Origin of the sequence: Macrococcoides goetzii, from assembly GCF_002742385.2 — a bacterium.
Classification (GTDB): domain Bacteria; phylum Bacillota; class Bacilli; order Staphylococcales; family Staphylococcaceae; genus Macrococcoides; species Macrococcoides goetzii.
This window is the reverse complement of the sequence record NZ_MJBI02000001.1, coordinates 504,543-528,172: the sequence shown is the minus strand read 5'-3', so window position 1 is coordinate 528,172 and position 23,630 is coordinate 504,543. Positions and strand designations below refer to the sequence as shown.

At 34.2% G+C, this 23,630-nt stretch carries 21 protein-coding genes and 1 riboswitch; of the genes, 15 read left to right on the top strand and 6 right to left on the bottom strand.

From position 1 onward, the window contains the following. Positions 1 to 48 precede the first annotated feature (48 nt). The gene (locus tag BFS35_RS02820; protein ID WP_099578048.1) at positions 49 to 882 is read right to left on the bottom strand and encodes a DUF2785 domain-containing protein; all 834 of its coding nucleotides are present in this window, start codon (positions 880 to 882) and stop codon (positions 49 to 51) included. Positions 883 to 1,111: 229 nt separating this feature from the next. Here BFS35_RS02820 and BFS35_RS02815 point away from each other — a divergent pair, with 229 nt between their 5' ends. Next, positions 1,112 to 2,152: a M42 family metallopeptidase gene (locus tag BFS35_RS02815; protein ID WP_099578050.1), complete on the top strand. Its 1,041-nt coding sequence runs from the start codon at positions 1,112 to 1,114 to the stop codon at positions 2,150 to 2,152. 109 nt (positions 2,153 to 2,261) lie between these two features. Further along, positions 2,262 to 2,918, top strand: a complete 657-nt coding sequence (locus BFS35_RS02810) for a type 1 glutamine amidotransferase domain-containing protein (RefSeq protein ID WP_099578052.1) — start codon at positions 2,262 to 2,264, stop codon at positions 2,916 to 2,918. 34 nt (positions 2,919 to 2,952) lie between these two features. Here the strand turns inward: BFS35_RS02810 and BFS35_RS02805 are convergent, their stop codons facing one another. Further along, the gene (locus BFS35_RS02805; protein ID WP_240628335.1) at positions 2,953 to 3,321 is read right to left on the bottom strand and encodes a hypothetical protein; all 369 of its coding nucleotides are present in this window, start codon (positions 3,319 to 3,321) and stop codon (positions 2,953 to 2,955) included. Further along, a complete protein-coding gene (locus tag BFS35_RS02800; RefSeq protein WP_099578056.1) occupies positions 3,315 to 3,980 on the bottom strand; it encodes a sigma-70 RNA polymerase sigma factor region 4 domain-containing protein in 666 nt (221 codons plus the stop codon). Before BFS35_RS02800 ends, BFS35_RS02805 begins: the two co-directional genes overlap by 7 nt. 296 nt (positions 3,981 to 4,276) lie before the next feature. On the opposite strand from BFS35_RS02800, the gene BFS35_RS02795 reads away from it, so the two are divergent. Both BFS35_RS02795 and BFS35_RS02790 read left to right on the top strand, forming a co-directional pair. Beyond that, positions 4,277 to 5,530 (top strand): aminoacyltransferase, encoded by a 1,254-nt coding sequence (locus BFS35_RS02795; protein ID WP_099578058.1) that lies wholly within the window; start codon positions 4,277 to 4,279, stop codon positions 5,528 to 5,530. A gap of 20 nt (positions 5,531 to 5,550) precedes the next feature. Continuing rightward, positions 5,551 to 6,912, top strand: a complete 1,362-nt coding sequence (locus tag BFS35_RS02790) for an aminoacyltransferase (protein ID WP_099578060.1) — start codon at positions 5,551 to 5,553, stop codon at positions 6,910 to 6,912. A 229-nt stretch (positions 6,913 to 7,141) separates the two neighbouring features. On the opposite strand, the gene BFS35_RS02785 is transcribed toward BFS35_RS02790, so the two are convergent. Beyond that, positions 7,142 to 8,746, bottom strand: coding sequence for a choice-of-anchor I family protein (locus BFS35_RS02785; protein ID WP_099578062.1), 1,605 nt, complete (start codon positions 8,744 to 8,746; stop codon positions 7,142 to 7,144). Between the two features lie 166 nt (positions 8,747 to 8,912). Further along, a complete protein-coding gene (locus BFS35_RS02780) occupies positions 8,913 to 9,302 on the bottom strand; it encodes a hypothetical protein (RefSeq protein ID WP_240628334.1) in 390 nt (129 codons plus the stop codon). Positions 9,303 to 9,564: 262 nt separating this feature from the next. Here BFS35_RS02780 and pepF point away from each other — a divergent pair, with 262 nt between their 5' ends. Next, on the top strand, positions 9,565 to 11,379 hold the full coding sequence (gene pepF, locus BFS35_RS02775) for an oligoendopeptidase F (RefSeq protein WP_170137299.1): 1,815 nt from the start codon (positions 9,565 to 9,567) through the stop codon (positions 11,377 to 11,379). Positions 11,380 to 11,451: 72 nt separating this feature from the next. Then, entirely contained in the window at positions 11,452 to 12,159 is a 708-nt protein-coding gene (locus BFS35_RS02770) for an SDR family oxidoreductase (protein ID WP_099578066.1), read from the top strand. Positions 12,160 to 12,223: 64 nt separating this feature from the next. On the opposite strand, the gene BFS35_RS02765 is transcribed toward BFS35_RS02770, so the two are convergent. Further along, the gene (locus BFS35_RS02765; RefSeq protein WP_096076522.1) at positions 12,224 to 13,090 is read right to left on the bottom strand and encodes a CvfB family protein; all 867 of its coding nucleotides are present in this window, start codon (positions 13,088 to 13,090) and stop codon (positions 12,224 to 12,226) included. Between the two features lie 176 nt (positions 13,091 to 13,266). On the opposite strand from BFS35_RS02765, the gene BFS35_RS02760 reads away from it, so the two are divergent. The 9 genes from BFS35_RS02760 (at position 13,267) to lysA (ending at position 23,613) form a co-directional block, all read left to right on the top strand. Further along, positions 13,267 to 14,862, top strand: coding sequence for an ABC-F family ATP-binding cassette domain-containing protein (locus BFS35_RS02760; RefSeq protein ID WP_099578068.1), 1,596 nt, complete (start codon positions 13,267 to 13,269; stop codon positions 14,860 to 14,862). Positions 14,863 to 15,005: 143 nt separating this feature from the next. Then, positions 15,006 to 15,179: riboswitch (Lysine riboswitch) on the top strand. Positions 15,180 to 15,255: 76 nt separating this feature from the next. Then, entirely contained in the window at positions 15,256 to 16,494 is a 1,239-nt protein-coding gene (locus tag BFS35_RS02755) for an aspartate kinase (protein ID WP_240628374.1), read from the top strand. 104 nt (positions 16,495 to 16,598) lie between these two features. Further along, positions 16,599 to 17,585 carry an aspartate-semialdehyde dehydrogenase gene (locus tag BFS35_RS02750; protein WP_099578070.1) on the top strand — a complete coding sequence of 329 codons (987 nt, stop codon included), beginning with the start codon at positions 16,599 to 16,601 and terminating at the stop codon, positions 17,583 to 17,585. Positions 17,586 to 17,679: 94 nt separating this feature from the next. Then, the gene (gene dapA / locus BFS35_RS02745) at positions 17,680 to 18,567 is read left to right on the top strand and encodes a 4-hydroxy-tetrahydrodipicolinate synthase (RefSeq protein ID WP_099578072.1); all 888 of its coding nucleotides are present in this window, start codon (positions 17,680 to 17,682) and stop codon (positions 18,565 to 18,567) included. Continuing rightward, positions 18,568 to 19,293, top strand: coding sequence for a 4-hydroxy-tetrahydrodipicolinate reductase (dapB, locus tag BFS35_RS02740; RefSeq protein WP_099578074.1), 726 nt, complete (start codon positions 18,568 to 18,570; stop codon positions 19,291 to 19,293). 72 nt (positions 19,294 to 19,365) lie between these two features. After that, a complete protein-coding gene (dapD, locus tag BFS35_RS02735) occupies positions 19,366 to 20,085 on the top strand; it encodes a 2,3,4,5-tetrahydropyridine-2,6-dicarboxylate N-acetyltransferase (protein ID WP_099578076.1) in 720 nt (239 codons plus the stop codon). 54 nt (positions 20,086 to 20,139) lie between these two features. Then, positions 20,140 to 21,291 (top strand): M20 metallopeptidase family protein, encoded by a 1,152-nt coding sequence (locus BFS35_RS02730; protein WP_099578078.1) that lies wholly within the window; start codon positions 20,140 to 20,142, stop codon positions 21,289 to 21,291. Then, positions 21,281 to 22,345 carry an alanine racemase gene (locus tag BFS35_RS02725; protein ID WP_099578080.1) on the top strand — a complete coding sequence of 355 codons (1,065 nt, stop codon included), beginning with the start codon at positions 21,281 to 21,283 and terminating at the stop codon, positions 22,343 to 22,345. The genes BFS35_RS02730 and BFS35_RS02725 overlap by 11 nt, the downstream gene beginning before the upstream one ends. Then, positions 22,342 to 23,613 carry a diaminopimelate decarboxylase gene (gene lysA / locus BFS35_RS02720; RefSeq protein WP_099578082.1) on the top strand — a complete coding sequence of 424 codons (1,272 nt, stop codon included), beginning with the start codon at positions 22,342 to 22,344 and terminating at the stop codon, positions 23,611 to 23,613. Before BFS35_RS02725 ends, lysA begins: the two co-directional genes overlap by 4 nt. The last annotated feature ends 17 nt before the right edge of the window (positions 23,614 to 23,630 follow it).

Sequence of the window (23,630 nt, the reverse complement as noted above, 5' to 3'; positions counted from 1 at the left end):
ATAAGTTTCTATCAGTGTCCTTGTTTGGTTCAGACTATAACTCACTCTTTATTTCACAAACATTTCTACAAATAAGTCATTAATTATTACCTCTAATTGTTTCACTAACTTTTTATATTTACCCATCCCTTTAGCTCTGAAGTACATACTTTGATAGAAATGTTTATAATTAGTTCTTATTCTGAATCCTTCTAGATTCTTTGAAGTTTGATTTAACATTGTCTTATTACTATCATTCAACCAGTTAATATATGCTTCTTCAGAAATACGTTGTTGATCAAGCATCGCAAATACAATAAATAGCATTCGTTCTTCTTCATCATCAATATAACACGATTTATCAACATTTAATTTTTGAAGATTGATATTCAGAACATCTAATATTTCTTCATTATATTTTGAATCGTAGAAATCACTTGTTACTATACCCGCAATCAAATCTGAGTAATGCGCAATACTATGAGCCCATCCTTTACCTTCGACATATCCTCTAATATCTAGTTCATTCTTAAATAAATAGATACTCTCGTGTATGATTTGTTGTTTTAAATCATTAGATAGAAAATTACGCTGCGGATTGATAGCAACTAAAAAGTATAACACAAGTGCACTAAAGCTTCTTTTGAATACAGAATCAGAATTAATCTCACCTAAACCATATTTGATTTGCTCTAAACATATTTCAGTATAAGCAATAAGTTTTTCATTGGTAAAGGGTTCACTTTCCAGCATTTCTACAAGTCTCATTAAATAAATATTGTCTCTTAAATATCCATCAGTTGTTCCAATATTTTCTAACATTGATTCGAATAAATTTTCTTTTTCTTGCTGTGACAAACTTTCAAAATTATATTGATTATCCTCATTTGATATTTTAATCATATTTTACCTCATTTTTTAAAATTTTCTGGTAATTTCTATTAATACTATTATATATGAATATGTATAAAATAAATACGAAAGGAAACTTTCAATTAACTGAAAGTTTTTGGGTTTTCGTTAGAAATTTGCAGTTAACTGAAAGTTTTTGTATTTTTCTTATCAACCATTGTACTCCCCTTCATTATCAGATAAGATTAAATTATCAGTAAATTTGAAAAGGAGAATGAAAATGTATCCAGATGTAAATAGCACGATGCAAGAGATTGAGCGTTTAGTAAATATTCCAGGTCCTTCAGGTTTTGCATTTAAAGCAATTGAATATGTGACAGAAACATTATCTTCAGTAGGTTACGAAGTACAACAAACGAATAAGGGTGGGGTATTGATTACTGTGCCCGGGAAGGATGATACACGTCATAAATACTTAACGGCACACGTTGATACGTTAGGTGCGATGGTTAAAGAGATTCTACCGAGTGGGCGTTTACGTTTATCGATGGTCGGTGGTTTCAGATGGAATGCTGTTGAAGGTGAATACTGTGAAATTCATACAAATGATAAAGTGTATACGGGAACAATCTGTCTGCATGAGACAAGCGTCCATGTTTACCGTGACGCAGGTGATATTAAACGTGATGAGGATCATATGGAAGTTCGTATTGATGAAATTGTAAAGTCTCAGGAAGATACTGAAAAATTAGGTATCAGTGTCGGAGATTTTATCACGTTCAATCCAAGGTGTGAAATTACTGAATCCGGATTTATTAAATCGCGTCATTTAGATGATAAAGCAAGTGCGGCGATGCTTATCCAGCTGTTACGTCATTTAAAGACTGAAAATATTGAATTACCTCATACGACCCATTTCTATTTCTCAAATAATGAAGAAATCGGTTATGGTGGTAACTCAAATGTTCCGGAACAAGTTGTAGAATATATTGCTGTTGATATGGGTGCATTAGGTGATGGACAAGCCTCTGACGAATATACGGTATCGATATGTGCAAAGGACAGCTCAGGTCCTTACCATTATCAATTGAAACAACATCTTGTTCAGCTTTGTAAAGATCATGAAATTGATTATAAAGTTGATATTTATCCATATTACGGTAGTGATGCGAGTGCTGCAATGAGCGCTGGTTATGATGTTAAACACGGGTTATTTGGTGCTGGTATTGAATCAAGCCATGCGATGGAACGTACACATAAAACTTCACTTGAAAATACGGAAAAATTAATATATCAATATGTATTGAGTGATGTAATTTAGTATAAATGTAAATTTAGAATTTTCTGATAAATATAAGTTGAATATTTTGAGACACACGTCCTTTTTCGTTATAATGTGGTTACTACATGAGAAAGGGCGTGTTTTATTTATGACAAAAAAAGTATTAATGGTACTGACAAATCAAGAGAAGTTCAGTGATGGTACACCAACAGGACTATGGTTAGAAGAAGCTGCAGCACCATATAAAATTTTTGAGAAAAATAATATCGCAGTAGATTTTGCTTCTATAAAAGGTGGCGCAATTCCACTGGATCCAAACTCTGTAGCCAATGATGAGACGAAGACATATGCCGATGTCGTTAATAAATTAGGGGACTCTCTAAAATTGAGAGACGTTGTATTTGAAAATTATGATGGTGTATTTATTCCGGGTGGACATGGTACGATGTATGATCTACCTAATAATCCGGATTTACAGAACATCCTTGCATTCTATAAAGAAGATGGTCGTGCCATTGGAGCTGTTTGTCATGGTCCAAGTGCTTTCGTCGGTGCTAAACTTAAAGATGGTAACTACTTAATAGACGGTGTTAAACTTACTGGATTTACAAATAACGAGGAAAGTGCGATGAAACTAGATGAAGTTGTTCCATTTGCATTACAATCAGAGTTAGAAAAACAAGGTGGCCGCTTTGTTGTTGGTGAGAATTTCACATCACACGTTGTAACAGATAAGAAGTTCGTGACCGGCCAAAATCCTCAATCTAGTGTTGAGGTTGCAGAGGCATTTGTAAAAGTATTATAAAAAATAAACCACATGGAGTAATGCTCCATGTGGTTTATTTCATAAGTAACAGATTTCTTAAAATTAATCCGAGTACAACACCAATAAGTAAGCTTAGCATCGTCCCAAGTAATATATATTCACTTGTCTTATCAATCTTCTCTAAATTGTTATTTGGTTTATCATCTTTAAGGTCATTAAACCGAAGTATCGATTTACTGGCGATAACAAGTCCAATCGCTGTATATTCTCCAAAAGCGATAAACATCAGGATCAGTAGCCTTTCAATATAACCAATCATTAAACCTACGTTATCTGACTGCTTCGTCTTTGTTTCACTCATCGCCGTTAAAATCCATTTAATGATAGGACCTGACATAATAAATAACAGAATAAATATCCCGATTAAAATCATTTTCAGCATAATGCGTACTCCTTAAATGTATTTTGGATATGTAAAGTCATGCTGTTGTGGTCAAGTTGAGCTAAAGCCGCTTCTATCAGCATTAACTGTTTCTTATGACTTTTCTTTAAATGTTCCGAAATGGTTGAAATACCTTTACCAAGGACTTGTGCAATTTCTTTTTGCTGATCATATACATAGGAGAGCAGCAGTACTTGTTGCTGCATTTCAGAATGATTATGAACGATTTCTGTTAAATAGGGATATAATATATTATTAATTATCGTAACATCCTGTTCCTCAATCGTTAAATAAAAATCAGTAATATCTGACTGTTTAATTTGAGTTAAATTTCGTCGTGCCTGTTTAATGATTGGTGCATTCCAATGTTCAAGGTTACCAGAAGGGATTTCTTCATTGCTCACAGCAATTCCGAATTTAATCGGTTGTGATTTATACGGCCATAATAACTTTATATATAAACTTGTTAAAAGAGTTGCTGACAGACTATCGCTTACAAAAAATAATTCATCACCCATACGAAAATTAATATACTTAAATGATACGTCCTTAGTCCACTGTTCTATTTCTTCAGTTAAATGCACTAATGTGTTACTGATTGCCTCTGTATTATCGTATTTAGTACTTCCTGAAACATCCATTACGAATAAAGATAACATCTTAATCCTCCGCTTCGTTTATTTAGGCGAATTGTTATAATTCCGTTTATTTAGACGAATTGTTATAATTTCGTTTATATAACCGAATTATAACACACTTTTAAGTAAGCTTACGATAAAATAATGTTAAAAGCGTGAATAGATAAGTATTTAAATCAAATTTAGTGTAAATTTCATTTAAATCTTCTTAAAAGATGAAACATTAATGCTATGAAGTGATTAAATAGATGCTTTTATGTTATTATGGTGCATGAGATTAATGAACAATAGTGTTCATTCGAATAAGGAGAATCATCATGAAATTTATAAACTTATCAAGAGAAGCTTTCGGAGAATTTACAGATAAACAGACATATAGTCATTTTACGCAGATGGCAGTTAACTATGATCTGAAAATTGCAGAAGGTGCTGAAGTTCATCTCGTAGGTGTTACAGATGATAATGAAAATATTATTGCAGCCGGTCTTTTCACCGCTGTACCTGTGATGAAGGCGTTCAAATACTTCTATTCAAATCGTGGTCCGGTCATGGACTTTCACAATAAAGCGCTTGTGACATTCTTTTTTAAGGAATTAGAACGTTATTTAAAGCATCATAAAGCACTTCATCTTAGAATCGATCCATATGTGCCATATCAACTGAGAGATCATGAAGGTAAAGTGATAGAAAGCTATGATACACAAGATATTTTTGAAAATTTAAAAACATTAGGCTTTAAACACCAAGGATTTACGACTGGTTTCGATCCAATTCATCAAATTCGCTGGCATTCGGTACTAAATACTGCAGGTTTGTCAGAAAAAGAAGTATTGAACAATATGGATAGCCTACGTAAACGTAATATTAAAAAAGTGATTAAAAACGGTATAAAGGTACGTGATCTCTCAATAGATGAACTGCATATCTTCAGACAGTTTATGAATGATACAAGTGGAAAAAAAGAGTTTGTTGATAGAGATGATGCATTCTATAAAAATCGATTACAATATTTCGGAGATCGTGTGAGAATGCCGCTCGCTTATATTGATTTTTCTACATATATACCTGAGCTCATTGCCGAAGAAGTTGATGTACAAGCTCAAATCGAAAAAGCTAAAACAGAACTTCAGAAAAAGCCTGATGCGAAGAAATGGAAAAATGTACTGACAACAAGCGAAAATCAATTAACAGCCATTAAAGAAAAACTCGCTGAAGCAAAAGCTTTACAGCAAAAACATGGCGATACTTTACCGATTGCTGCTGCATTCTATTTAATCAATCCATTTGAGGTCGTTTATCTTGCAGGTGGTACATCAAATGAATTTAGACATTTTGCAGGTAGTTATGCGATTCAATGGGATATGATAAAGTATGCCATGGAAACAGGCGTTAATCGTTATAACTTCTATGGCATCAGTGGTGATTTCACGGAAGATGCAGAAGACGCTGGTGTAATCAAATTTAAAAAAGGATTTAATGCCGACGTTATTGAATATATCGGAGATTTTGTGTTGCCGATCAATAAACCGGTTTACAAAGTATACGAAACGATGAAGAAAATACGTAAATAAGATTTGAAGGGAAGATTTTCATGGAATTCACTGAGTTGACGGTTGCAGAATATACTGATTTTATTTGGAATACAACTGAAATGAGTCACTATTTTCAACTGCAGGAAAACATAAAGAATAGAGAAGCTGACGGTTATTCAGTTGTTTTATTAGGCATTAAAGAAGAAGGCGAAGTCATTGCTGCCAGTCTATTTTCAAAAATACCGACATTCGGAAGTTATTTCTATTATTCAAACCGTGGTCCAGTCATGAACTATAAGAATTCAGAGCTTGTTGATTTTTACTTCAAATCGCTGGATACATATTTAAAAACACATCAGGCTTTATATGTGAAGCTAGATCCATACTGGATATATAAAATGTACGATAAAGATGTGAATTATAAAGAAGAACATGGCACAAACGATGCGATTATTAATCAGTTAAAATCGCTTGGCTATAAACATACCGGTTTCTCAGTAGGGTATACGATGGACACACAAGTCAGATGGATGAGTGTGTTATACCTTCAAGATGAAACGCCAGACTCAATAATGAAACAATTTGATTCACAACGTAAACGTAATGTGAAAAAAGCACAGAAATACGGTGTCAAAATCAGATTGCTTGGTAAAGATGAATTAGATGTATTTTTAGATTTGTATCGTGAAACGGAACAACGCGCTGGTTTTATTGCACGACCGGACAGTTACTTTGAAGGATTCCATCAATATTATGAAGATAAAGTACTATTACCGTTAGCGTATATTGATCTTGATGAATATATTGAGAAATTATCAAATGATATTACATCATCTGAATCAAAACGTGATCAGATGATGGCAAATGAAAATAAATCAGATAAGCAGATGAAGAAGATCGAACAGTTAGATCGTGAAATTAATCACATGCAAGACGAATTATTAGAGATGAGTACATTACGTAAAACTGATGGTAATATTCTTAATTTAGCTGCTGGTATGTTTTTCTTAAACCATTTCGAAGTGAACTATTTCTCTGGCGGTTCTAGTGAGAAATATAATAAATTCATGGGACCATATGCAATGCACTGGTATATGATCAATTATTGTTTTGAACATGGATTTGATCGCTATAACTTCTATGGTGTATCTGGTGATTTCAGTGAATCTGGTGAAGATTACGGCGTATATCGATTTAAACGTGGATTTAACGCTCAAATTGAAGAACTTGTCGGAGACTTTATTAAGCCAATCAATAAACCTAAATATGCTGTATATCAAGCCGCATTAAAAACGAGATTAAAATTAAGTGAATTAAAACAACGTAAACGAAATAAAAATAATCAGTTAGAAGATGAATTAGAAACGACAGAAAATATTGTATTACAAAAAGGACCGGATAAAATTAGTGAGTCGAATTAATCATTAAGATATAAAAATTGAATAATTAATCTTAAGTACAAAATAAGGCATCATATAATATAAATGTATATATAGTATTATATGATGTTTTTATTCAACCTTTTAGTTTACATAATATATATTATCGGAAGTTGTATGCAGAAGAAAAAGATACTACCTATTTCGTAGTATCTTCTATGCTTTCCATTATTAATGTATAAATGTTTCAATTATATATAATTAATTACATTTACTTTAAAGCTGTTAATTCATAAGCAGCAATTGTTCCGCTCATTTCATGACTTGCAAGTAATACCGGTTGTTTTGTCGGAGAATGTTTCGCATCGATAAATGTTAAACCTTCCGGTGAAATATCGCCATTATCATTTGCTTTGAAATATGTCTCAAATACAGGTTTCTTCGGATTTGAAACGTTATAAACCATAATTCCGCCAGTTCTTTCTAAACCGATAAAGGCATACGTATTACCATTGATAACACCAGTTATAACTGATTCAGCTTCAGGTCCTTTATCATCACTTCTTGAGTCAAATTCAATTTTACCAAGTTCTTCCTGATGTGAATTGAATGTATCTTTATTTGCTTTTGCAGTAATTGATTCAAAATCTGATCCTGAATCGTACACTAATCCTAAATTACTCGCATTGCGAATTGAGAATGAACGTCCACCAAATGTTACAGGAACAGTGAATTTACCTTCTTTATTAACAAAACTTTGAGAAGTTGTTGTTTTAAGACGTCCAAGATGCTTGTCATCTTCTAAATCTTTAATATCTGTACCTTTTAAATATTTACTATTTAAATCATATTGATCAGCGATATCTGCAATTCTAGTTTCTTCACTATATCCTTCGTAATCCTGCGAATCCCCTTCATTTGCTGTTAATAAGTAAGTTTTACCTTTTATCGTCATTTGAGCAATACCGTCAGGTTGATACATACCAAGTAACGGATAATTTTTCATATTAATCTTTTTATCTTTATCAGAAACATCACTTGTATGCTTTAAATATGATTTATAGCCTAGTCCTCTTACTTTAACGAATTTATCTTTTTTAAGATCAAACTTTGCGATCGCATTACGCTCCTGAATCGTAATATATGCAAATTCATTTTTATCATCTATCGTTACATATTCTGGTTCAAGATTTAAGAAGCTTTCTTCAGCAGTGCGCCCAAGCTGACGTAAGTTACTTGGAATCATCTTTTTAGAGAATTTAACTGTCTTAACTGCTGATTGTTTCACTTTACCTAGTGCATTGACTTTAATTGAAGATACAGAACCTTCCGGATTAACAGTATAAGCATCATTCGGTTCACCTTCGTTAGCAACGATTAATTTCTTGCTATCGTGCGTGAAAGTTAGCATATCTGGCAATGCGCCAACAGTAACCTTACTGATTAATTTACCGTCTTTATCTAAAAATGCAACGCGTCCATTGTCTGTTTTTTCTTTTGCAGGAATACTGATAGCGATATAGTGATATTTCTTATTCACTGCAACACTTGTAATATCACTACCTTCAATACCAAGGTCTTTTAATAAGATACGTTTCTTTAATGTGAATTTCCCTTTTGATAATTTAGACATATCTAAAATATCAACTGCATTTAATGCACCGTTAATTGAGTATGCTTGTTTGAATTGTGGATCATAACTTACAATTTCAGTACCGCTTTCACCGAATTTAGTCTTTGAATCATAGCGAGCTAATTGAGAAACTTTAATCTTGCTATTTGGTCCATAATTGTTTACTGATTGTGCATCAGCAATAGGTGTTGCTAGTAATGATGTTAACGCTAAAGTACTAATAACTTTGCTTACATTTTTCATAATGACATTCTCCTCAAAGTATATAATTTAGTAGATTTTATATGTATAAATTAAAGTTTAATGTAATGATGTAAACCACGAATAAAATTTATTAATACAATGTAAATATTTGATTACAATATAAAATAAAGCGGTCAGGAATTCTCCTGACCGCTTCTTTAAGCTTTTAACGATTCAATTTGTTTTCATGATGCTTCACAGATTCCATTTCAGCACGATTTTGATTTTCATCATATTTACGTTGCTCTAATTTTGCTTTTTGTTTTAACTTTTTATTTTTACGATGATCTTTAGTCATATACCAGAATAAAATGCTTAGCAATAATGAAATAACCGCTAAAAAGCCTGCATATCCAAGTAAAGGTTGGTAAGTAATATCGTAAAAGTTAGGTAGTATAAACGCCGCAACAGCTAATAATAAAAACGTAATGATCGGTGCAAAAAGAAATCTACCTAATGCTAATCCAAAGATTAACGAAATAACAAGCATCCCTACAATAGTGATTAATAGGAAGTTCGGAATTTCATAGAAGTTGATTGTATTTAATGTCATCATTTTATCACTCTCTTATCCTTTATCAATTTTAGAAAATACAAAATATAAAATACAAAACTTATTATACCCTATAATTATAAATATAAAATCAATATTCGGTAAATTTCTTATCATTTAAAGAAATCTTTAGAACTTTAGAAAAAAACTTAATATTTTACGAAAAACACTTTTGTTAAAAAGATTTCTAAAAATTCATAATAAAGCGTATAATAAAAATATTAACATCTTCAATAAAGATGAATCTGTTAAAGACAAAAGGAGAATGAATATGAGTTTACCGAAAAGAAATGAAGTTCCTGTTGAACAAACTTGGGATTTATCTACATTATTTGACTCAAATGATGCATTTTATGCGCAACTTGAGAAAACAATCGCAAAAACGAAGCAATTCAATCAAGAATACGCAGGGACACTTTCTGATACTAGTAAGATTGAATCTGCTTTAGATGAATATGCTGCAATTAAAAAAGAACTGGATCACTTAGGCAGTTATGCTTCCTTATTGTTTAGTGTTGACCAGACAGATGATACTTCAGGCAAATTATACAGTAAATATGTGAATAGTTATGGTATGATTGCAAGCTTACTGACTTTCGTAGAGTCAGAGGTTCTTGCTCTAGATACAGAAATTTTAAACAAATTAAAAGATGAAACACCAGCGTATCAACGTTATCTGGAAAAACTAATCGCGCGTAAACCGCATCAGTTACATCCAGAAGTTGAAAAGACACTTGCATCTTTCTCACCAGTATTCAGTGCCCCTTATAACCTTTATGATACGACTAAGATGCTGGATATTGATTTCGGCACATTTTCTGCGCATGGTAAAGAGATACCAATGAGTTACGTTTCTTTTGAAGGTGAACTTGAAGTTGACGCAGATACAGAAATGCGCAGAAATGCATTCAGAAAATTCTCTGATACGTTAAAAAAATATGAAAATACAACAGCAAAAACATATGATATGGTCGTTCAGCAAGAAAAAATCGAATCTGAACTGCGTGGATATGATTCAGTGATTGATTATTTATTACAACCACAAGAGGTTTCTCGTGAACTATATAATCGTCAAATCGATTTAATCACGACTGAACTAGCACCACATATGCGTCGATATGCAAAGTTACTGCAAAAAGTTAACGGTTTAGAGCAAATGAAATTTGAAGATTTAAAGATATCACTAGATGACTCTTTCGAACCAGAAATCACTGTAGAAGAATCTCGTGATTATATTAAAAAAGCGCTTTCGATTATGGGTGAAGATTATATGCAGATGGTAAATGATGCATATGACAAACGCCAGATTGACTTCGTACAGAATAAAGGAAAGTCAACTGGTGCATTCTGTGCAAGCCCGTATCAGGTGAACCCGTTCATCTTAATTTCATGGACTTCAAAGATGACAGAAGTATTTGTGCTGGCACATGAATTAGGTCATGCAGGTCACTTCCATCTTGCTCACCAAAATACAAATATATTTGATGAAAGCTGCTCATTATACTTTGTTGAGGCTCCTAGCACGATGAATGAAATGCTGATGGCAAATTATTTATTGGCCGAATCCGATGATCCAAAATTTAAACGTTGGGTTATCGCTTCGATTATATCACGTACTTATTATCACAATTTTGTAACGCATTTATTAGAAGCAGCTTATCAGCGTGAAGTTTATCTATTAGTTGATAAAGGTGAATCCATGACTGCTGATATATTAAACGGTATTAAGCGTAAAGTAATTGAAGATTTCTGGGGAGATGCAGTAGAAATCACTGAGGGTGCTGAACTGACTTGGATGCGACAACCTCATTATTATATGGGATTATACCCTTATACGTATTCAGCTGGACTGACTATCTCTACGATTATGTCTCAACGTATTCTTAATGAAGGTGAACCAGCTGTACAGGAATGGACAGAAGTACTTAAGAGAGGTGGTTCATTACCACCAGTTGAACTTGCAAAAATGGCTGGTATCGACCTTACTACTGATGCTCCGCTTAAAGAAACGATTGCTTACATCGGATCATTAATAGATGAACTGGAAAAGTTAACTGAAGAAATTGAACAGCACAATTAAAACTACAAACGCATAATACAGCCATTGTATTATGCGTTTGTTTGTTTAAATCTTAAATAATGAGGTGTTTATATGAATATTAATGGTAAAGTTGTCATTATAACTGGTGCAGCACAAGGTATCGGTAAACATATCGCAGATACATTTAGACACAATAAGGCCATCGTCTGTGATATTGATATCCAGCCAGGATGTTATTTTCAGGGCGATATATCAGATACAAATGTAATTGATGCATTCATTCAGCAGGTTATCAGTGAGCATAAGAAAATTGACTATATTATCAATAATGCACTTCCTATTATGAAAGGCATCAATGATTGTACGATAGAAGAATTTAACTACGCGTTACAAGTTGGTGTCTCTGCCCCATTTTATATTGTTCAGCAAGCACTACCCTATCTAAATGATAATGCTGCTATCGTAAATATCTCATCATCAAGAGCACTCATGAGCCAGCCACAAACAGAAAGCTATTCCGCTGCCAAAGGTGGCATCAGTGCATTAACACATGCTTTAGCTGTAAGTTTAAGAGAACATGCACGCGTCAATGCGATATTACCTGGATGGATCGATACAACAAACAGTGAATTTACAGGCAGCAATAACTTACAACATCCTGCCGGTCGCGTCGGCGTTCCGAATGACATTACACAAATGGTACTTTATTTGTGCAGTGATAATGCATCGTTTATAACAGGACAGGAATTTGTCATTGATGGTGGCATGACGAAACAAATGATATATCATAATGACCAAGGATGGTATTATGATAAATAAAACCAACATTGCGGATAGTTTGAGTATCCGGCAATGTTGGTTTTGGTTTCAATATATAAATGTATTATTCTACTGCTTTAATTTTATCCGCTTCAATCACGATGCGTTTGTTTTTATATAAGCGGCCAATCGCACGTTTAAAACTACCTTTACTCATGTTAAAGACTTCTTTTATCGCTTCAGGATCTGACTTATCAGAGAATGGCAGTTCACCACCGTATTCTTCTAATAACTTTAAGATTTGCTCTGAATCATCATCTAAACGTTCATGTGCAAGTGGTAAAAATGAACCGTTTAAAGTGCCATCTTCTTTATGTCCGATAATACGTACTTCTACTGCTTCACCAAGTCTAGGTTCACTTCGACGTTCTGATTCATGAACGAATATCTTATATCCCTCTTTAGATAAAAGAAACGTTCCGATACGTAATAAACGGTATGGATGTGCTGTGATCGTCTTGTGTAACAGCTCTTCTGGTGCTGGTGTAAACATGGCGTCGACCATCGTTTCACTTGCAAGACGTCCATATAACTGATCATTTCTATCTACACGAAGACAAGCAAATACTTCATCTCCCGCTTCTGGCCAAACTTCTTTTACTTTCGGTAGATCTTCCCATGGAATAACGATTTCACGTGGGATACCGATATCTACCGTAACCCCGTCTCTATCTTTCTTAATCACTTTCACCCAATCATAGCGGTCAGTTGAAATATCGGGAATATTTTGAGTTGCGAATAAATCTCCAGTACGACCTGGATATACAAAGAAAGAATAATCCTCGCCAATTTCTAATTCATCATCTTCTAATACTTCTGATTGATTTAACTTTACAACTTCACTATTCGGTCCAAGTAAGTAATACGTAGACCCTTCTAATCGATCGACGCGTAAAAAGTCGATACTTCCTGATAATTGTTTATTCTCCATATGTCTCTCCTTTAGGTTAAATACCTATTTCAATAAATCATTATAGCACATTTTTAACTATTCGTCCGAAATAACAGTATAATAGAGCTATCTGTGTAAGAGAGAAATCAGTAATATCTATTTCTTATCAAACTATGTTATAATCTTACTGATTATAAATTAAAGGAGACCACTCAATGTTACAAGTATCTAATGTTAGTTTACGATTCGGTGATAGAAAATTATTTGAAGATGTAAACATAAAATTCACACCCGGAAACTGCTACGGTTTAATCGGAGCAAACGGTGCAGGAAAATCTACTTTCCTAAAAATTCTTTCAGGCGAACTTGACTCTCAATCAGGTCATGTTTCTTTAGGGAAAGACGAACGCTTATCTATATTAAAACAGGACCACTTTGCTTATGAAGATGAACGCGTACTTGATGTTGTACTTCGTGGTAATGAAAAGCTTTGGAATGTCATGAAAGAAAAGAATGAAATCTATATGAAACCAGACTTCAGCGATGAAGATGGTATGCGAGCAGCTGAACTTGAAGGTGAGTTTGGTGAAATGGGCGGCTGGACTGCTGAAAGTGATGCACAAGTATTATTATCTGGACTTGGCATCAAAGATGATCTACACGAAAAGAAAATGTCTGAACTTGAAAATAACCAGAAAGTTAAGATTCTTTTAGCACAAGCTTTATTTGGTGAGCCGGATGTATTATTACTCGATGAGCCTACCAATGGTCTAGATATCCCTGCGATCAGCTGGTTAGAAGAATTCTTAATTAACTTTGAAAATACAGTAATCGTCGTATCACATGACCGTCACTTCTTAAATAACGTATGTACGCATATTGCAGATTTAGACTACGGTAAAATTAAAATTTATGTTGGAAACTATGACTTCTGGTATCAATCAAGTCAGTTAGCACAACAAATGTTACAAGACTCTAATAAGAAAAAAGAAGAAAAGATTAAAGAATTACAGGACTTCGTTGCACGATTCTCAGCAAATGCTTCTAAATCTAAACAAGCTACAAGCCGTAAGAAAATGTTAGAAAAGATTGAATTAGATGATATCCAGCCATCTAGCCGTAAATATCCTTTCGTTAACTTTAAGCCAGAACGTGAAATTGGTAATGAATTACTACAAGTACAAGGCTTATCTAAAACAATCGATGGCGTAAAAGTTATAGATAATTTATCATTTACGATGAATCCAAATGATAAAGCAGTACTCGTTGGTGATTCTGAAATTGCTAAGACTACCCTACTTCGTATTTTAGCTGGAGAAATGGAACCGGACGAAGGATCTTACAAATGGGGTGTAACGACATCTCAAAGTTATTTACCGAAAGATAACTCAGAATTCTTTGAAGGTAAAAATATCGACTTAGTAGAATGGTTACGTCAGTATGCACCACCTGAAGAACAAACGGAAACTTTCTTACGCGGATTTTTAGGTCGTATGTTATTCTCTGGTGAAGAAGTACGTAAAAAAGCAACTGTATTATCAGGGGGAGAAAAAGTAAGATGTATGTTAAGTAAGATGATGTTATCATCAGCGAACGTACTATTACTTGATGAGCCTACAAACCATTTAGACTTAGAAAGTATCACTTCTGTCAATGATGGTTTAAAAGCATTTAAAGGTTCACTCATCTTCACTTCTCATGACTTTGAGTTTATTAACACAATTGCAAATCGTGTTATCGACTTAAATGCTAACCTTTCTAAAGAAATTACTTATGAAGAATACTTAAAGGAACAAGGTGTACTTAAATAAATATTTTCTACGTGTATTCATTTATGAATACACGTTTTTTAGTGTTTTAAGTATTGTTTAATAAACTATTATTTTTAAATTTTCTCAAAACACTTTACAATCTTAAAATCTTTCTGTAGTATATTAAACATCAATTAAATAAATGTAACAGATGAGGCGCATCGATCATGAGTAAGTAATGGTAATTCTGCAAATGAATTATTGAAAGGGTGAGATGCCGAAATATAGTATTTATTGCAGTGAATGCTATGTTGGATCCACAGGTTAAGAGCTATGGATTTGTCATTATTGAAAAATAATGGAGTGCATCGCTTGTATATAAATTCAACAAGTCCAGATGTCTCTGGGCTTGTTTTTTTGTTGGTGATGACCCTTGCAGGAGGAAATAAATTGATATCAGAAAACAGTATTCAGACAGAAGAAAAAGTGAACAATATCAAAGTATTAAAATTTGGCGGAAGTTCTGTTGCAGACTTCGATAAGATCAGACACATTGCTGATTATCTAAAAAAGCGTGTGGAACAAAATGAAAAACTCGTCGTCGTTGTTTCAGCGATGGGAAAGACAACGGATGCGCTACTCAAAAATGTAGCAACACTTTCAGATCGTCCAAAAGAAAGTGCACTGGCTATGTTATTAACCACAGGTGAACAGCAGACCATCGCTTATCTTTCAATCATATTAAATGATCTATCAGTAGAATCCGTTGCTTTAACGGGAGCGCAGGCTGGAATACGCACAGAAGGTCATCATCTAAAAAGTAAGATTCAGACAATTAACACGACTAAATTACAGGAACTATTTAAGACGAAAGATATTATTATCGTAGCTGGCTTTCAAGGCATCAATCATGAAGATGAGTTAACGACACTTGGTCGTGGTGGAAGTGATACAACAGCAGTAGCACTTGCAGCATCACTTCAAGCATCATGTGAAATATATTCTGACGTTACAGGAATATTTGGTACCGACCCGAGAGTATATCCAGAAACGAAGAAGATGGACTATGTCAGTTTTGAAGAAATGATGGAACTGTCATCGCTCGGAGCTGGCGTACTTGAAACAAGATGTATCGAAATCGCATATAATAATACTACTAAAATATATACCGGAAAAACTTTATCCGAGGAGAAAGGAACATGGATTGTGCCAAATGAACAAATCATAGAAAGAAAAGCAGTAACTGGAATTGCATTAGATGAAGATATGAATTACGTAACTTTATCTTATCCAATGCACGACACAAAAGTATTGACCTCCCTATACGAATTATTAGAACAAAATCAAATCAATATCGATATGATTTCTCAGACAGTAAATATCGATGGTATGCAGTTATCATTTACGATGAAAAATACAGAACAATATCAGATTAAAGCAATTATTGATCAGTTAACTGCATCATACCCTGCCCTACTCCATGAAATTAAAGATAACTATGCGAAAGTATCGATCATCGGTTCAGGTATGCGTGATATGTCTGGTGTCGCGTCAAAAGTATTTATGTCTTTAATCGAGGAGCAGATTGCTTACTATCAGGTATCGACAAGTGAAATCAGTATCTCATTAGTAGTAGATGCCGGGAATGCAAAGCAAGCAGTACAAATATTATGTGAAAAATTTAATGTTTAATTTTTTAATTTTATTTATTTAATTTTTATTAAAACACTTTAACTCATTAAAGAAAATGCGTAACATAGAAGTAAATAATTGATTAATTATAAGGAGTGTATGAAATGTATAAAATCGCAGTCGTAGGTGCAACTGGTTTAGTCGGTCAAAAAATGTTAGAAGTACTCGAAAGAAAATCAATCCCATTTAATGAACTTACATTATTTACTTCAGCAAGATCTGCAAATAAAGAAGTTGTTTATCAAGGTAGAACGTATATTACAGAAGAATTAACAGAAGAAAAAGCGAATGAAAAGTATGATTTTGTATTAATGAGTGCAGGAGGTAGCACGAGCTTAAAGTTCTCTCCTCTGTTTGAACAAGCTGGTAGCATTGTTATAGATAATTCAAGTGCATATAGAATGGAAGAAGATATTGATTTAATTGTACCGGAAGTAAATAGCCCGCAATTAAACAGAAACATTATTGCAAATCCAAACTGTTCAACAATTCAGTCAGTCGTACCTTTAAAACCGCTTCAGGATAAATATGGTTTAAAGCGTGTGGCATATACAACTTATCAGGCGGTGTCTGGTAGCGGTGTTGCCGGAAGAAACGATTTAATCAATGGCGCTAAGGGTGAAGCACCAAAGAACTACCCTCACCCTATTTACAATAATGTATTACCTCATATCGATGTATTTTTAGAAAGTGGCTATACAAAAGAAGAACAGAAGATGATTGATGAAACAAAGAAAATATTAAATTTACCGGACTTAAAAGTTACAGCGACATGTGTACGTGTTCCTGTGCAGGATTCACATTCTGTTGCTATCAATGTAACTTTAGAGCAACCAGCAACAGTACAGGATTTACGTCATCTTTTTGAACAAACAGAAGGTGTTGTCCTTATCGATGACGTTGCGAATAATGAATACCCTCTAGCCATCAATACAACGGGTAAAGATGAAGTATTTGTAGGTAGAATTAGAGAAGATGACACGCTAGATAATTCATTCCATATTTGGTGTACAGCAGATAACTTACTAAAAGGTGCAGCACTAAATGCTGTTCAAATTTTAGAACAGATTCATTTGAACAATCAAAAATAGTAAATACGAATAGTAAATAATAAATAACTATCGAAAAAAATAAATAACTAGCAAAAAAATGTACAATTATTATAAATTAACAAGGAGTGTTCATATGACACAAGTTCAATTTAAAGGTACTGCAGTAGCAATTACAACCCCTTTTATCAATTCACAAGTAGATTACGAGACTTTCGAACGTCATGTTAACTTTCTTATCGATAATGATATTCAGGCGATATTTGTTAATGGTACAACAGGAGAAGGTTCAACATTAACAGAAGAAGAAAAATTAAAACTCGTTGAAATTGCTGTACGTGTTTCAAATAAGCGTGTTCCGATTATCGTAGGTACAGGAACAAATAATACACAGGCAAGCATTGATCATTCTTTAAAAGTAAAATCACTTGGAGCAGATGGTATTATGCTCATCACACCATATTATAATAAAACAAACCAAAGAGGTTTAATTGAACACTTTACTGCTATTGCTAACGCTGTTGAATTACCTGTTGTTCTCTATAATGTACCGGCAAGAACAAATATGACGATCGAGCCAGAAACGGTTGAAGTATTAGCGCAAAATCCATATATCTATGCTTTAAAAGATGCAACACACGATCTTGACTATACTGCAAAAGTTAAATCAATTATTCCTGATGATTTTATGCTTTATAGTGGTAATGACGATATTGTCGTACCTTTCTATGAAGCCGGTGGAGATGGCGTTATTTCAGTAATCGCAAATGCAATACCAAAAGAATTTCAGGAAGTTTATACGACATTTAATAATGACCCTGCCCTGGCAACAGAAAAGTTCAATACAATTACACCTTTACTTAATGCACTAGAAGTTGATATCAACCCAATGCCGATTAAAGCACTTGTAACACATATCGGTTACGCAAATGGTGAAGTACGTTTACCGCTCGTACCTTTATTAGATGAAGAACAGCAGCAGATTAGTGATGTTTATGACAACTTTAGAAGTCAGGTGATCTAATTGAAAATTTTACTAGCAGGTTTTGGAGCAATGAACGAACGTGTTGCTAAATTAGCATTAGATAAAGGACATGAAATTACGGGAATCATTTTGTCACGAACGACAGAGCGACAGCTTCCCTACCCTGTCTATTATGTGGATGATGAATTCCCTGAAGCGGATGTGATTATTGATTTCTCCAATCCGGAAATTACACTTCCACTCATTCAGAGCAAACATAATATACCTTTAGTCATTGCCACAACCGGAGAAAAAGAAGCAATAATCGATGCATTGAAAATTAAAGCACAACATACGCCTACTTTCTTTAGTGCAAATATGAGTTATGGTGTGCATATCTTAACTGAACTCATCCAATATGCAGTACCATTATTAAAAGATTATGATATCGAACTGATTGAGCGCCATCATAACAAAAAAGTTGATGGTCCGAGCGGTACACTCGTTAAACTACTCGATGCAATTCAGGAGAAAAGATCTTTAAATCCTGTCACAGACCGTACATTAGAAGATAAAGCAAGAGCGCATGATGACGTTGGTATCAGTGTAGTACGTGGTGGTACGATTACTGGTGAACATGAAGTGCTTTTTGCAGGCATTGATGAAACAATACAGATTATACACCGTGCGCAAAGCAAAGACATCTTTGCAAATGGTGCCATCGAAGTCGCTGAGCAACTCATCAATAAGCACAATGGCTACTATACATTTGAAAATTTATCGTGAATATTGAGTATTTATAAACTAAATTTAAAGAAAACTTATAAAACATATTAATAAATTATCTTAAAGGAGATTATTATGAGAGACTTAACAGCACAAGAAATTATTCAATACATTAGTGAATCAAAAAAGCAAACGCCGGTAAAAGTTTATGCAAACGGAAATTTTGAAGATGTTGCATTCCCTAAAACGTTAAAAGTATTTGGATGTGCACAGTCAAAAACAATATTCGGTGATCTAGCTGACTTTGAAGCTTTTTATAATGAGAATCAATCAATATTCAGTGAAATCGAAGTTGAATATGACCGCCGTAATTCAGCGATTCCATTAATTGATCAACGAAATATTAATGCACGTATTGAACCAGGTGCTTTTATCCGTGAACATGCTGTCATCGAAGATAACGCTGTTATTATGATGGGTGCTACCATTAATATTGGCGCAGTTGTAGGCGAAGGTACGATGATTGATATGAATGCTGTCCTTGGAGGACGTGCTACGACTGGTAAAAATGTTCATGTAGGTGCAGGCGCTGTTCTGGCAGGCGTTATCGAGCCTCCGAGTGCACAACCGGTAATCATTGAAGATGATGTATTAATCGGTGCAAATGCCGTAATTTTAGAAGGTGTACGTGTTGGTCGTGGTGCTGTCGTTGCAGCGGGTGCTATCGTTACTGAAGATGTTCCTGCAGGTAGCGTTGTTGCTGGAACACCTGCACGTGTAATTAAGCAGGCTTCTGAAGTTGAGGGATCAAAAATTGAGATTGTTAGTGCGCTAAGACAATTAAATCAATAATACGCAGGCTGATATTCGTATCAGCCTTTCATTCTATTGTAGAAAGGTGAAACAATGATAAATCTAGATAACATTATCCATACAAGAAGAACTTTGCACCAGTATCCTGAACTAGGTCTAGAAGAACATCATACAACAGCATATATTATTAAAAGAATACAATCGCTTGGCATTGAATTCTTTACCCCTCTTGACACAGGAGTTATTGCAATCATCAGGGGATCTTCAAACGAAACAATCGCGTTTCGTGCTGATATTGACGCACTGCCGATTGATGAACAAAATGATATTGAATACAAATCTACTGTGTCGAATGTTATGCATGCATGTGGACACGATGGTCATACGACGATGTTACTATCATTAATGGAAGAAGTATACGCAATGCGTCAGAAAACACCATTAAAACATAATATCATGTTCATCTTTCAACCTTCAGAAGAAGCAAATGCTGGTGCTAATTTACTGATACAAAACTTTAATTTTGAAGCATATCATATAAAAGCGATATACGGTATCCATATGATGCCTGATCATCCTGAAGGAGAAGTGATTTACAGAAGTCATGAAATTACAGCCAGTGCAACTGAATATCGATTCTTTATTAATGGTAAAAGTGCGCATGTAGCAAATAAAGAGCAAGGACATGCTGCAAGCAATGCCTTAATTCAAGTCTTAAATCAAGTTAGTACACTCCAGCAGTTCTATTTACCAGGACTAGAACGTAATATTATTCATATCGGTAAGTTTAATGCTGGTGAAGCAATTAATACTGTACCTTCCAATGGATATTTAGAAGGTACAATCAGAACATATCGTGCAGCTGATTTAAATGTTATCCAGCAGCAAATGGAACTCATTGCACAAGCTGTATCTTTAACAACACATTGTGAGGTCAATGTAGAATTTTCTGAAGGATATCCTCCAACAATCAACGATTCATCTATTGAAGATAAAGTTGTACAAAGTATTGCACAATCTAATCTTGTCGGTGTAAAAAAAGATGTACCCTATTTATTCGGAGAAGATTTCTCTTTCTATAGCAGCCTAGCCCCAACTTACTTTGTATTTCTCGGTTGCAGAAATGAACAAAAAGGCTATGTACATGGATTACATCATAATCAATTTAACTTTGATGAAACAGTATTATTGAATGGCATTAACTATTACTTATCACTAATTAGAGGTTACGAAGATGAGTGCTAAATGGGAAATTAATCAAACACAGTTTACGAAAAACATCAAACAGGTCATTAAAGATAATCCAGTGATTGCCGTCGTTAAAAATAATGCTTATAATTATGGCCTTGAATTTACGTTAGATTGTATGACAGCTTGTGGTATTAATTATTTCAGTACGACAAGCTTAGAAGAGGCAATTGCAATACGTAACTATAACGATACTTGTAATATCTTCCTAATGAATCCTGTCACTGATTTTGAAAGTTTAAGACAATATAACATTGAAATGACACTGCCATCAGCACAATTTTTTGAGCAATACAGCGATGAACTTTATGGCATCCCGCTTCATATGGAATATGAGAATTTGTTACATCGTTCAGGTTTTAAATCAATTACTGAAATGCAGGAAACGCTCTTAATCATTAAAGCACAGTATCCTTCTATTGATATTAAAGCGTTGTGGACACATTTTGGATATGCTGATGAATTTGAAGTTACAGATTATGAAACTGAAAAGAAGGACTGGTTAGAAGTAGTAAATGCTCTGACACCACTCCATTCATTTGAAGTCATACATGCACAGAACAGTGCAAGCTACGTTCGTGAAGATGGTCTATTGCCACAACATACACATTTACGACTTGGCATCATTCTTTATGGCTCTCGTCCCTATTCAAGTTTACCGGAAACTATAACCAGACAGTCATTACGTATATCCAGCCATGTTATTCAGATTCGCGAAATAAATGTCGGTCACTCCGCTGGCTATAGTTTCGCATTTACCGCACAAAAAGATACGCGATTAGCAGTTGTGGCCATTGGATACGGTGACGGTATTTTAAGAACACGCGCAAAGCATGACTGCCTGATTAATAACAGACGATATCCTATTAAAGCGCTGATGATGAGTCATATGTTTGTTGAAGTCGATGAAAACGTACAACCGAATGATATCGTTTATTTATATCACGAACAGATGCGTATCGATGAATATACATTTTTAGGTGTAGGCGCTAATTCTGAACAGCTTTCTGCACTCAATCACAATACACTATTACTGGAGGTTACACAGTGAATTTAACAAGAGAACAAGGTGTGCTAACTATACACGGCCATTCATTACTAGATATTAAAGAACAATATGGTACTCCCCTATTTGTCTATGACGAATCATTAATCCGTAATCAATGCAGACGTTTCCATGAAACATTACAAGCTTCAGGATTAACTTATACGATTTCATATGCATCAAAAGCATTTACATCTATTCAATTATTTAAACTGATGCAGGAAGAACAAATGGGATTAGATGTCGTATCAGAAGGAGAACTTTATACTGCGCTTACAGCTCAATTTGATCCGCAAAAAATCCATTTCCACGGTAACAATAAGACAGATCATGAAATTGAATATGCGATTGAAGCGGGTGTTGAATACTTTGTGATTGATGCAATCGATGAAATTGAACGCATCAACACTATCGCTAAACGTAAGAATAGTACCGTTAAAGCTGTATTACGCGTAAATCCAGGTGTAGAAGCACATACACATGAATTTATCCAGACTGGGCAAGAAGATAGTAAATTTGGTTTAAGTATTAAACATGGACTTGCAATAAAGGGGGTAAAGCACATTCAGGAAGCAAGCCACATTGACTTTTATGGTATACATTTTCATATTGGCTCTCAAATATTCGAATCAACTGGAACGATAGAAACAATACAAATCGTTATTCATTGGTTAAAAGAAAATAATATTGACATTAAGGTTTTAAATATCGGCGGTGGATTCAGTATAAAATATACATCTGAAGATATCAGTTATCCTATTGAAGATGGCATTAAAGCTATTACTCAGACGTTAATTGATACATGTAACGAAATTGATTATAAAACACCTGAAATCTCTTTAGAACCTGGACGATCTATCGTCGGTGAAGCTGGAATAACACTTTATGAAGTTGGTACAGTAAAGTCAATACCTGAAACAAATAAATATATATCTATCGATGGTGGTATGAGCGATCATATCAGGACTGCACTTTATGATGCACAATATGAACTCGAATTAGTTGATCGTGAAGACAATCAAACTGAAAATGTAACTGTAGCAGGAAAGTTATGCGAATCTGGTGATATTATCGCACGTAATACCGCCCTACCCGTTTCAACTAAGCGTGGTGATACATTATGTGTGAAATCAACTGGCGCTTATCATTATTCTATGTCATCTAATTATAATCAAATGCTTAAGCCTGCTGTTGTCTTTGTTTCAGAGCAAGGCGTACGTGAAGTGATTAAAAGACAGTCACTTGAACATTTAATTGCTAACGAAGTACAATAAAATAAGTAAAAGAAAGA